10 protein-coding genes are annotated in these 12,457 nt (G+C 54.5%); 2 read left to right on the plus strand and 8 right to left on the minus strand.

Going from position 1 to position 12,457, the window contains the following annotated elements:
• The first annotated feature begins 52 nt into the window (after nt 1-52).
• Nucleotides 53-1,140, plus strand: a protein-coding gene (locus tag AC4CWH_RS23025; protein WP_491321446.1) for an IS3 family transposase whose coding sequence is annotated in 2 segments (ribosomal slippage) — nt 53-314 and nt 314-1,140 — 1,089 coding nt in all. Because the reading frame shifts where the segments join, the coding sequence is not laid out codon by codon here.
• Between the two features lie 318 nt (nt 1,141-1,458).
• Here the strand turns inward: AC4CWH_RS23025 and AC4CWH_RS23030 are convergent.
• Nucleotides 1,459-2,286, minus strand: coding sequence for an Ivy family c-type lysozyme inhibitor (locus tag AC4CWH_RS23030; protein ID WP_491321614.1), 828 nt, complete (start codon nt 2,284-2,286; stop codon nt 1,459-1,461).
• 91 nt (nt 2,287-2,377) lie between these two features.
• Between AC4CWH_RS23030 and AC4CWH_RS23035 the strand changes: the two genes are divergently transcribed.
• Nucleotides 2,378-3,436, plus strand: coding sequence for an endonuclease/exonuclease/phosphatase family protein (locus tag AC4CWH_RS23035; RefSeq protein ID WP_491321615.1), 1,059 nt, complete (start codon nt 2,378-2,380; stop codon nt 3,434-3,436).
• 25 nt (nt 3,437-3,461) lie between these two features.
• Here AC4CWH_RS23035 and AC4CWH_RS23040 read toward each other — a convergent pair whose 3' ends face one another.
• The 7 genes from AC4CWH_RS23040 to AC4CWH_RS23070 form a co-directional block, all read right to left on the minus strand.
• Nucleotides 3,462-4,346 carry a plasmid partitioning protein RepB C-terminal domain-containing protein gene (locus AC4CWH_RS23040; protein WP_491321616.1) on the minus strand — a complete coding sequence of 295 codons (885 nt, stop codon included), beginning with the start codon at nt 4,344-4,346 and terminating at the stop codon, nt 3,462-3,464.
• Complete coding sequence (locus AC4CWH_RS23045) at nt 4,343-5,236, minus strand: plasmid partitioning protein RepB C-terminal domain-containing protein (RefSeq protein WP_491321617.1); 894 nt, start codon at nt 5,234-5,236, stop codon at nt 4,343-4,345. The genes AC4CWH_RS23040 and AC4CWH_RS23045 overlap by 4 nt, the downstream gene beginning before the upstream one ends.
• Complete coding sequence (locus AC4CWH_RS23050; RefSeq protein WP_491321618.1) at nt 5,233-6,810, minus strand: recombinase family protein; 1,578 nt, start codon at nt 6,808-6,810, stop codon at nt 5,233-5,235. The genes AC4CWH_RS23045 and AC4CWH_RS23050 overlap by 4 nt, the downstream gene beginning before the upstream one ends.
• A gap of 625 nt (nt 6,811-7,435) precedes the next feature.
• The gene (qatD, locus tag AC4CWH_RS23055) at nt 7,436-8,185 is read right to left on the minus strand and encodes a Qat anti-phage system TatD family nuclease QatD (RefSeq protein WP_491321619.1); all 750 of its coding nucleotides are present in this window, start codon (nt 8,183-8,185) and stop codon (nt 7,436-7,438) included.
• Complete coding sequence (qatC, locus tag AC4CWH_RS23060) at nt 8,182-9,516, minus strand: Qat anti-phage system QueC-like protein QatC (RefSeq protein ID WP_491321620.1); 1,335 nt, start codon at nt 9,514-9,516, stop codon at nt 8,182-8,184. The genes qatD and qatC overlap by 4 nt, the downstream gene beginning before the upstream one ends.
• Nucleotides 9,513-10,058 carry a Qat anti-phage system associated protein QatB gene (locus AC4CWH_RS23065; protein ID WP_491321621.1) on the minus strand — a complete coding sequence of 182 codons (546 nt, stop codon included), beginning with the start codon at nt 10,056-10,058 and terminating at the stop codon, nt 9,513-9,515. Before AC4CWH_RS23065 ends, qatC begins: the two co-directional genes overlap by 4 nt.
• A gap of 380 nt (nt 10,059-10,438) precedes the next feature.
• Complete coding sequence (locus AC4CWH_RS23070; protein WP_491321622.1) at nt 10,439-12,373, minus strand: KAP family NTPase; 1,935 nt, start codon at nt 12,371-12,373, stop codon at nt 10,439-10,441.
• Nucleotides 12,374-12,457: the final 84 nt, after the last annotated feature.

Genomic DNA, 12,457 nt, shown 5'->3' on the forward strand with positions numbered 1-12,457 from the left:
CTAAACGGGCTTAAAAGTAGAATTTTCTCACAAGATTTTGGAGAAGATTCCGATGAAGATATCACGATTCAGCGACGCGCAAATCATGGCAATCCTGAAGCAGGCAGAGGACGGCATTCCGGTTGCACAGCTTTGCCGGGAGCATGGCATGAGCGATGCGAGTTTTTACAAGTGGCGGGCCCGGTTAGGCGGCATGGATGCGTCCATGGTCAGCCAAATGAGGAGCATGGAAGAGGAGAACCGGCGCCTGAAGAAGATGTATGCGGAACTGAGCATGCAGAACGATCTTTTGAAGGAAGCTCTCGGAAAAAAGCGCTGAGGCCGTCTCAACGCAAGGAGATGGCCATGCAAGCGGTCCAGAAGCATAATATCAAAGTGGCCCTCGCGTGCCGGACGTTCTCGATCAGCGAGACATGCTATCGATATGGACGCAAGCTCGACAACGAGAACGAAGGCATTGCCGACTGGTTGCTGCGTCTGACGACAGCCAGGAAGACATGGGGTTTCGGCCTTTGTTTCCTTTATCTTCGTAACATCAAGGGCTTCACCTGGAATCACAAGCGGGTTTACCGCATCTATCGCGAACTGGAATTGAACCTTCGGATCAAGCCCAGGAAGCGTTTGGTTCGAGAGTGTCCCGAACCGCTGGCCGTGCCGGAACACCCGAACCGGACCTGGTCGATGGATTTCATGGCCGATCAGCTTGCCGACGGCCGCTCGTTCCGGACCTTGAATGTCATCGATGACTTCAACCGTGAGGGGCTTGGCATCGAGGTCGATTTCTCGTTGCCAGCCGAGCGGGTCGTTCGATCCCTCAACCGGATCATCGAGTGGCGTGGCAAGCCGGATATAATTCGTGTCGATAACGGCCCGGAATATATCAGCGGCACGCTTTTGGCGTGGGCCGAGAAGCGAAACATCACCATCGCCCATATCCAGCCGGGCAAGCCGCAGCAAAACGCCTACATCGAGCGCTACAACCGCACGGTTCGGCATGAATGGCTGGGATGCTTGATATTCGATACCATCAAGGAGGTGCAGGATCACGCCACACGCTGGCTCTGGACATACAACAATGACCGACCCAATATGGCTATCGGCGGCATCACGCCGAGGCAGAAACTGAAAATGGCAGCGTAAATTCTACTGATCGGACCCGTTAAAAACGGGGGGATTACCGTACCGACGTGCCACCTCGACAGCAATTTGCTTTAGTCGAAGATGGTCCTCTGTCTCGGGCGCAGATGTGCAATTCCCAATGACCTTGTGCACGAAGTGTTGGGTGCCTCGCCGTGACCTTCTAAGAGCCACGCCAGCGTCGCAGCACGGCATTTTCAGAAAATGGCCGCCCCTGTTTCGGGACATAAGTGTTTTCCATTCTTCCGGGCTGAGGTCGAAGGCAAAAATGTCCGCTCCATTCTCGTCGATGCAGCGTAGTGGCATCCAATCTCTCGCGACCTATTTCCATTTCGCCGCCCATTCCCGCAGTGCAGCCTTCGCCCTCTCTGGCCACTGCTTTACGGGTGGACGAACCACAATCTTTTCACCTGATGGCTTCCAAGCCAAGAACACCTGCTTGTCTTGGATCGAGGCGACCAGCAGTGCCTCCTCTTCCTGACACAGATGACGGGTACAAGCCGAGCCGACGAAGTAGTCGCCATCAAATGAACCAGACCCGACACCCAGGATGATGTCGGAATATTCGCCTTTCTCTGCGCCCAGGAGGTCGTTGATCTGTGCTGCGACCTCACCGAATGATAAAAGCTCGCTAGGGTGAGACACGGTCTTTTCCCGAAGCTCGGACCAGCCTCTCGATGTATCGGCAACGAAATCCCGGCTTCCCGATTTCGCAAAACCGCTTGCGGGCGTCCATGTCCACGTTTCACCCGGCGAATTCGGCAGTGCTGTCGTCGAGAAGTTAAGCTGATCTACCAGTACATCCATTCTCACCGGGCGGCAGCTCTCAATAGGGCCATCGACCCGAGGGTTTGAATCCCGTGGGAACGACACGACAAAGGGGGCGGCGTCACAGGCATTTCCGCCTGCCGAAGATGATCCGACAATCGCGGGCGTTCCCGAAATCAAACGAATATCATCTATGTTGAGTATAGCATCCTTCAGCACGTCACGGCCGTCGATTGATAGGACCTGTTCAAAATCTCGTTGCAGAACGACGACATGATGCCCGAACATCTTCATTTCGAAGACTGCAGCATGGGCGATGCCGATCTGGCTCGTCACCATAGCGACCACAGTGACGGCAACGAGATGAACGAAGCTTTTCAAGCGGGCCTCCGGCAATTGAACAATTGCTACTTTATGTAATTATTGGGACTCGAATGCAATCAGTCGAAGCTGTAACTCAGAGGGGACAATCATGAAGAAACTGGCCGCCGCTGTAGCTATCACATTGCTTACCTTTACCCCCGCATCAGCTGAAAACCTTCGGGTCGCGTCCTGGAATATCGCGAACCTGGCTTCGCAACCAGAACAGGCCCTGCGAGGCCATGCAAGAAGTGCGGAGGTCTACGCACACATCAATTCGGTAATCAGTTCTTTGGATGCTGACATCATCGCCTTGCAAGAGATCGGCAGTATTCCCGGTGCCGAACGAGCCGTTGGCCCGGACTACGATGTCTATTTCGAGACGCGGTGTATGGAGAATGACCAGCGATGCCGGTTCGACAACGACGACATCTACACGGCCATCGCTGTACGGAAGTCGATCAAGGACAAAGTGACAATCCAACAATTGGATGAGCTTTCGATACTCCACGATGACGAGTGCTGCACGCCGCCACGTCACGTTCGCGGGAGCCCCGTCGCTGTTGTCGAATTCGGTGGTCAGATAATTTGGATACCATCGATCCACCTCAAATCGGCCTGCAAAGAGGGGACGACGAACAATGACGATTTGAAGGACGATTGCGCGGTGAATGCGACCCAGTTCGATATTCTCGAACGCTGGATCGCCGACAGGCCAGAGGGTGACGCAGTTATCTTGGCCGGTGACTTCAATCGCCTTCTGTTTGAAGCCCCGAATGTCGTGGCTCGGCTCGGTGCCAATGCGCAGTTGTTCCCCGCAATGGACAAACGGGCATGCTGGAAGGGATATCGGTTCGATTTCGCTGCCTTGAAACAGCAAGCGCTGGTCAACAATCCAAACGCATATCAGGGCGGCCTGGAGCCCCGAATTTACACCCCCACCCAGTTCGGAGCCATAGACTTTTTCGTTGTCTCTGGGCTTCGCGATAGCGTGGCAACTGACGCCGACCAGATCGAGATGGATGCCTTCTATTCCTTCGGCGATCCTGGGAGCGTACTCACGAAATGCGATGGCTCGTCGAATCCATTCGGAACGCAGCTACTGACGTTCGGAAGAGCCGACCCGAGTGATCACTGCCCGATAGTAATGGTACTCAAGGATGCCAACTGAAGCAGCGGTATGCTGACATTTGAGATCAAGCTGCTTTGCGCAGATCGGTTATTTTCTGAAATTCCGACAGGAGGTCTGGATGGAATTGCGCGAGGTACCGGACAACTCGGGCATTCCCGAGCAAGCGCGTTAAGTAGCCAGTCGCAAGAACAAGATCGAGGTGATCCGTGCCGTAGTCGTGCTCGATAGTCTTGAACTCCCTATCGAGCGATGTCGCTTCGTGCTCCATGAGCGCGATTTGTTCCTCACTCAAGCCGCCGATCTTTTTCTTCGGCCGAACGAGCATCGTATTTGGTGTCGCAGCCACCAGCGATTGCGCATACGTCACTGTGAATTTATTCATGGCGATCATTAACTGTGCCGCCTCGATCTGGCGCATTGGCTTCATTTTCTTCAGCTGCCCAATCGTGTTCAGAGGGACATGCTTCTCCTTCAGCATCTCGACAGCCTCGGGGCAAATTCCTTCGAGGAGGCTTCTTTTGTGCCGGATACTGGAGATGTTGACATTGAGAGCGCGAGCCAATCGCTCCTCCGGCACACCCTTTTCAATGGCCTTCAATATCATCTTATGTTCTTGGATCGTGGCGAGGCGGCTTATTCGTCGATTGTAGGTATAGGCTTCGTCTTCGGTCGCGACCAAGCATACGACTTCCGTTTCACCGCGTTTAGCGAGAACGTCCAACCGAATGTGGCCGTCAAGCAAATGAAACTTTTCGTGGTCGTGCCGATCCCGAATTACGACAGGTGGCTCGATAATGCCAACTTCGGCAATCGATGCAGCTATCTGAGAATACTTCACAGATTTCAGGGCAGAAGGCGTGAGCTGCTTGAGCGGCGTTATTTCTTCAATCGGAATTCGAAGGCTTGTGCTCTCGAATGACAACGGTACGGCGCTGCTCGGTGCGGTCATTGCCGATCCCTTTCGTGTCCCAGCCTGGAAACCAAGGCTTCTGGAAGTGAAACCAATCCTTCTTCCGCCAGCATGTTGGAGAATTGTTTGTCTGATAGAAGCTTGCGCATCGCCTCTGTGACAAACACCAGGCGAGCTTTCGCCGTTTCGGCCCGACGGATAAGTATCCTCTTACGATCAACGTCCTCCTGAAAGGCCCTCAACAATGCCTCCGATGACACCGGTCTTGTCCTGGGTTTCGATTCGACGTGTTTTAACCCTTTCCCTTGCTGTCGACGCTGCTCGATAAGTCGCTTGGCAGCCATTAGCTTTTTGCCGCGCAGGAGCTTTCTTTCATAGGCTGATTGAAGGGCAGCCTGAATATCATGGTCTTCGGCTTCGGCGATTTCCAGAGCTACGCTGAAGGGTATCTGTCCCGTTTCCACCGAGCGCAAAAGCCGTTCTTCTCCCTTTTCCAAAAGCCGAACTACGGCGTAGACATACTCGCCTGACAGACCCGTCATGCGGGCGATTTCCGGCACACTGTGCCCACGCCCTTTCATTGCTCCAATGTCTTGAAGATAATCGATTGCCCGATGCTGTCGTCGCGCGCAGTTCTCAACGATGCTGGCGACGAGGCAATCCTCCTTGTTCGCGTTCACGACGAGGGCCGGTACTTCCTGCTGCCCCAGAGCCTTAAAGGCTTCGAGCCGTCCCTGTCCGCAAACCAGATCATAATATGGTCCACCAGCTTCCATTCGGCGGGTGACGGTGATGGGGCGTTTAAGTCCGACCTGTCCTATGTTCGAGATTATCTCTTTGAAATGCTTCTTGTTACGCTCACGTGGATTTACGACGGTTATCCGGGAGATGGGGATCATCTCAACCTTCTGAGCCGGGATAGCTGTCATCGGACGACCTCCATCAATGTACGGCGCGTTGCCATCGTATAGAACCGCGAGAGGGATTCATAACGGTATGCGTCGAGCGACAAGCCATTGAACTCGAATAGCCTCAATACGGCTTCGTGCATGTCAAGCAGCGGCAACAGATAGTAGTCGTATGGCTCGGTGTTGCCGGGAGCCATGCGAACTACCAAGGTGATGTCGGGCTTGAGCAGGGAATCTAATCTCACCTTCCACCGAAGAGCGCCGGAAGACGTTTGGATGCACCGAACGATGACTATCGATGTGGTGAACTCATGGTTGATCGTTAGAAGGTCGGTTGCCGGAGCCTGGTCGACGTCACCTCCTGCCAAACGAATACCTTCAAGCACCTCCTCCAAAAGTTTGGGGTACAAAAGGCGCAGAGACCGATTGATCTCCAGATACTTGTAGTCATGGTCGGGCACGAAACCCACAAGTGCGTATGCACGTAGTAGACTGCCAAAGCGATGCGAATACGAACTACTGGAAGGGCAATCAGATGCTTCGTCGATAATCAGGCCTGACAAGTAGCCCTGTTGTTGGAACACCTCTGCGAGCTTCTTGAGCATAATTTCATCGGACAGCCGCTCCGACCTCCGTGTGATTATCGCCCGAGCTTGTGCGAAAAGCTCGATGGGCACAATTCCGGTGAATGCACCGTCAGCGCGAATCCAGTCCTCCTCAGGATTGTTCACGTGGGATTGCTTCAGCTTACACGACGTGCGCGCCCAAACGTTGTTGCCAACATATTTCTCGTTAATCAGCACCTGATGCACGGTGCCTCGTGTCCACGACCGGCCCCAATCCGTGAGGATTCCCTCCTGATTTAGAACTGACGCGATTTCGGCTTCGGTCCGCTCCGACCTGACAAATAGATCGTAAATCCTCCGGACCACCTGGACTTCTTGCTCTGGGCCGGGCACCAGAATGACACGGTCCGTCGCGATACTCTTGTGTTCCCCCCGTACCAATTCACCTTTCGGGTTGCCATTTTGGTCGATTAACTGACGGCGAAGGCCGAAGCCTGGAGCGCCACCTTGCCGATAGCCAAGCCGAATAAGATTGGCTTGCCCGTTGAATACCTTGACCGACAGCTCCCTGCTATACTCACCGGCCATTGCTCGCTTGACGGTCTTGATGATGGATGAGCCCATGCTGCCGTCATTTTCGAATTGCTCTGCGCAATAGTGGACCAGAATGCCGTGACGCTTGCAGCGCAGTTCGACCTCGGCAGCTTCATCAGGGTCCTGAAACCGCCCCCATCTGCTGACATCGTAGACAAGAACGACTTTGTAGTCGGCCCGACCAGCTTCGACGTCTGCAAGCAGACTTTGAAGCGCATCCCGCCCAACTAGGCGAAGCCCGCTTTTGCCCTCATCGGCATAAGAGCGGACGATCTCAAATCCAACCTTCTCGGCGTATCGGTGGATGACCGCGAACTGATTGTCAGTCGAATACTTCTGATGCTCGGTGGACATCCGAACATAAGTTGCAGCAGGAACTCTTGGTTCTTCGGGTGTCGCTGAGCGACCGCCCTTTTGGCTCCAGTCGATGACCATCAGATGTCAACAATTCTCGATACCGTTCATTCGGGGCGGCCGGAGTATATATCGAGGAGACTAGGAACATGGTTCGGAAATCAGGCACAACTGTTCCGCCTTCTGCGGCGGAAAGTCGTCGTGAATATTCGCTTGCGGTGTCCCGTGCACTTCGAGAGGAGTTGGGTCGAAGCGCACGGGCAGCGAAAACTATAATGCAATGGACTGGAGCGAGTGAACGGGCCGCTAAGTATTGGCTTGCCGGTTCCAGAGCACCGAGTGGGCCACAGCTCATCTTGCTGGCTAGGAATTCAGATGCTGTCCTGCACGAATTCCTTCGAATGTCTGCACGTGATCTATTCACCGTCTCCATCGAACTAGAGGCCGCCGAAGCCTCACTTGCCAGGGCGAGCGCCATTTTACGAGCGTTGCGCCCCAACGGTTCATAGGTTCTTCCCTGAGCGATCAAAATCTGAGGGGAAAACGACCTCCGTCCTCTGATGACGGCAGGGACGCTCTCCTCTACTGGCCGATAGCCAAGATTTAGGCACGGCTTGCAAGAAACAGCGCCAGGAATTGCGGGCAGGAGGTGCCAGCATTGGTCGGGAACGCAACAGGAGGCAAGTGGATTGGATTGCGGCTGGATTTAAATGGAGTGCACCTGGTCTATGCGGCCCACTAAGTCGCAGAAATTCGATTTGATGACCTGAGCTACCTTGGCTTCAGGATAGTTCCAGACTTCGCTAATGATTGGCAGTGCTCTTTCGACGTCCCAAGGCATCAACGGAGCGTCGCCGTCGGTTGCGAAAGGCCCGTCAGTTTCGGTCAAGAGACGATTAGGCGGCATGGAGGAGAGTAACTCGCGTCCTTTGCGGCTCCGCAACATCGCTGGTCCGACGCTGAACCAGCAACCCAGCTCGATTGCTTGGTCTAATTCCTTCCTGGTCCCGCTAAACCAGTGGAGAACGGGCACACTCTTGCTCAGATTCGCTTCGATGACATTCAAAACCGCTGTTGCTGCGCCACGAGAATGGATCGACAATATCCTGCCGCCGTAGCCCTCAGCGTGCTTCAAAATGATCGAAAAGACCTCCGTCTGAAGCTTAAGGCTAGGCAAATGATCTGGTGATCCATCGATGCCGATTTCTCCGACATACTTGGTCTGGCCCATGAACTTTCGCACGTCGTCAACTTCGCGATGACGGGCGGCGACCAGCTCGGGGTGAAGCCCGACGGCCACTCGAATACGCTTTCGACCCTCGGTCAGCCTAATGTTGCCAAGAAACGCCTTGGGCGTGGTCGTGACCGCGAGGACGAAGATTTCGCGTTTATCTGCCTCCGCGATCACCCGTCCAGGATTAGGGTAGAGGTCGAGATGGCAATGCATGTCAATCATCGGAGTCCGGTCGCTTCGAGAAACTCGCCTATTTCCAGAAGACCATCCTCAGCCACTTTCCGGTACTCATGAGCCTTTGCGCCGAAGGATGTTGCTCCAATCGCCGGACCAATCCAACGGCGAGCGCCATGCCGATTTACATAGTCGAGGGCGGTCAACGTTTGCATGACATCGTCATACTCAGCGAACGCCTTACCATGAAACTCGTTGTTGATGCGACCCTGCACGGTGAGTTCCACCTTGGGATGGATATAGGCTGTGGTATCTCCATCGATACGCCCACTCCATTTCAAGAATGCAGATCGACGGACCAGGCAAGGTAGGCACCGACCACAATGCGTGTAGCTGCGCCCAGCGCGTCCGCAACTCATCGACATTGGAGCCAGATCGGCCAGAAGCTCCTGGCTTCGGCATTCCGCCATCATCACGCCCTTGGTTTTGAACTGGTACAGGTTGCAAAGCCGGACCTTTATGCCAAGTTCGTCGAGTAGGCTTTGGAGCATCTCAATGAACTTCGGATGCGTCGTTCTCGTGCTGAGGCTACCTCTTCTCATTGTCGTGAGAGGCACATTCAAACTGATAAACCCGTTCTCCGGCGTGTGAAGGTCGACGGTTTCACCAGCAACATATTTATCCAAGAGCGTAGCAGCGAGAACTCCAAACGCGATGAACACAATGGAACGGGGGCGCTGAGAGATTTCGGCAGCAACGCCTGAAGTCCTCGGATCAGCGTTGAGCGAGAGAAGCCGCTGTCCAGCACCGGTTCGCGCGGCAAACTTCTCTTGCTTGGCCACGTCACCGCGAACCCTATTCGATACATATACTGGGTGATCAACACCCTTGGTTTCCATATCAATGGCACCAATAAGACTGTCCAGCCCGCCAGACAGGAGAGCCACGCAGGTTTCCGGTCGTGAACCAGCGATCTTCTTGGGAGGAGCTGGATGATATCCGCCTTCAACAAAGGTCAGATTCCAGAAGTCACCCGTCAGGAACGAGAGCATCGCGGAAATCTTTTCGGACAGCACTTGCCATCGATGAGGGTCGCTGACCCCGACGGTCAGTTCGATCTCACGGGTCCAGCCATCAGGGCTGACGGTTGCTCTGTTCACCAGTCGGTCAGCACCCACCACGCCGAGCGCCAACGCAGTAAAATCCCATGCCATTGTCGATGGCGACCGCCCCGCCCATTTGAAGAGTTCGCTGGCAACGGATAATCCTGCGTGGCCAGATGTCCGGCTCAGAGCACCTAGATCACCTTCGAATATGCTGATGCGATGATCAATGCCGGAGGGGGATGGCTGATCGGGTCGGAGCGCTGCGATCTTCATTCGAGATAGCTTTCGAAAATGTCCATAACCTGGGCAGTGACGTCGCGGGCGATTTTCGCCGATGTGCTGCGGCTGATTTTTGAGCCGATTGCCTTCACCTTCACATATTGCGTCCGGTACGCTTCCCGAACGAAGTCGCTGATTTCCTTGAGCCGGTCATTTGCCAGAACAGCGCTACCATGGGCCGCTCGCTGGACGGACGCACCAATGTCAGCAACCAGAATATTGAAGGCGGAGTACGACAGGGTTCTGACGAAGCATTCCTCCGCCAATTCGGGCGGGAGATTGGTGACATCGGCATTTTCGTTCTCATTGAGAACCGAACTGACGGCCTCGGCAATCGCTTCACGTACACCGGCATCGTCGAGCGACACTTCACCAGGATTGACTGCCTCCGCAATCCGTTCCGCAACCTCACTGTGCGATAGCCCCGCCAAGGTCGAAACATCGAGTTCTGATTTCTCACCATCGACGGTAGGAGCGCCATCGCCCCGAGATAGGATATCGAACACCCCTGCGGCAGCAGAAGAGGATTTACTCATTCGACGGGAAGTCGTTGCCGACCCACCGTATCCCTTCTTCACATAGTTGCCGAGTGCGCTCCGGAGACTACGGCTATCACCTGTCTTGGCAAAGTTGCCGATTGCGCGACGGGCTGACGTGAATCTCCGAGCGGGAGCTAGGTCAGTCGGTGTTGGGTTTTCCTGACCCTGATCTGGTGGTGACTCATTCGGCTTTTTGGGAGGTGTCGGTCCATCAGGTCGCTTTTCTGGTGGCTTTGGTGAAGGCGACTGCGAACCGCCATCTGCTGGCTGCGTCAAAGGCTTAGGCGGCACTTGCGGCGTTGGCGCATCTGGTCCCACCCAGTTCGGCACTAGAGGGACATTTTTGCCGGGACCGCCACTCGTTTTCGACGTGCCCATTATTTGCCCGCCTTTAATTCTGCAGCTACGGCTTTGCTGACCGTGGTCGGAAGATCGGGCCGCTTTGCCAGCCCAACTATAACTTTCTTTCCCCACTCGGACGTGGCCAGTCGCGGGATGAGGCCAGCTTTGAGTGCTGAAGAGGGCACATTCCCGAAGAACACGATCAAGCGTTCAGCCTGTACGACGTCATTCTCCGCCATCGCACCGAGCCCATAAAGTATCGAAGGCGTCCCCCATTCGGTCTCAGCACTCGCTTTGTCCAACAAGCTGGTCATGATCTGCGCCCGCTCGTCAGGTGTAACTGTGGTGAACTGTACTTTGACCGACTGTGTCGGCTGAATCTTCAGGGCCAGAAGTTGAGTGAGAAGTGATGCCGCGCTTTTTGACAGTTTGTTCTCAGCAGCGATAATCGGGGCGCTTTCCCGACCTACATGAAGTGCCCCTCGAAGATCGATCCCTCCCAAGTCGGGCGGAAGTTTCAGCCAGTCTTCAATGAGCTTTGCGTCTTCTTTCCATCCTGGTGGCCAGCGCTCTTCATCGATAGCTTCGCCCTTACGAACGTCGACTTCCAGATCACGAAGGATTTCCGATTTTCCGTGCGATGCGGTGCTAATCAGTTCGGTCAGCGAGTTGAATGACGTTGCTGAGGCAAATCGCTCAAACAGCATGAGCTTTGCGAACATTGCGTCGTTGACAGTGATATGCTGCACCTTCGCAAGGCTTCGCCGGATGGATAGGGTGTTCATGAAGCGCTTTATAAGGCGAGGATTTCCATTCACTTTGGGCGAAATAATCATCTGGCGTGCAAGACGGTCAGCAAGCTCAAGCTCTGCTTTCAGCGATTCCGGACACTGCTTGATCAGTCCCTGCACAAACTCGGCATCTACAGCCTCCCCTTTCCAACTGGTGGCGAGGCGCTTGTTGACGGCAATTCGAACCTGTTCCTTTGCTTGTTTATCGGTGGCGCTGTCCTCGCAAATCACACTATTCTCGACGAAGAGCATCATCAGGTAAGCCTTCACCTCATTCGTGCCGAGCGGCGGGACTCGGAGCGGAACTTGGATGAGCTTGTCGAAATAACTGATGACGATGTCATCATCCACCTTAGTGCCTGGAAAGTGGACGCGAACCGCTTCTTTGATCATTTTGTCGTCAGCCGCGATGATGAAGGCTGTCCGCTTCATGAAGAGGAAGAGGCGCATCGCCTCAAGTGTCCCGATCACTGTCGGCGGAAGACAACGATCCAGGTCATCGACAAACACCACCAAAGTTACCTTCAGATCATCCAGTAGCTCCTCGAACTCGGTCCGAATTGCGTGGATCATCTGAGGAGGGGTCTGTTGGCGCTTCTGGGACGGTTTAAGCAGACCTTGCGCGGATTCCGCGTGTTCCTTTATCGTTGACGAGGCGGAGTCGTAGTCGTCACTGGTAATGTCGCCGTCGGTGAGGCTGTCGTAAACGCCTTTTCCGGCGCGTGCGAGCGCCCCGATTGGCACGCCAGTGTAAACGGTCGCAGCGAGTTCGCCCACAAATCTGAGGCTCCTAAAAACATCGATGCGCTTGAGAAGTTTGACGCCTTTTTCAACGCTCGTCTCTTGTTCCGTTGCGCATTTCGTTAGAGCGTCGGCGATTTCCTCCATGAGGGCCGCCTTCGCGTCGTCGTGTCCTTGATAGAGCCAAGCATTGAAATTCACGAAGAGTAGTGACTGCTTTCCGTTGGCTCCACCGGTGTCTTCCTTTTGCGCTTCCTTAATCCGAGCATTCAGATCAGCTTCGATAAGTTTCACCATTGACGATTTGCCAACGCCCCAGCCGCCCGAGATGCCAATGCTCAGTGCCTGGCCTTTCGCGTCGAGGATCATCTGCGAGACCAAACTCGCCATGACATTGAAATTCAGGAAATCACGACCAGTTTCTACGTCCGCCCACATCCCAGCCACCCTCAATGAGAGGGTGAGCGTCGCTGTTGATTGCAACCGATGCAAGCGCAGTCAGTGCGTATTTGTGTTTTAGTC

It is taken from the genome of Neorhizobium sp. PAMB6716, from assembly GCF_058242805.1.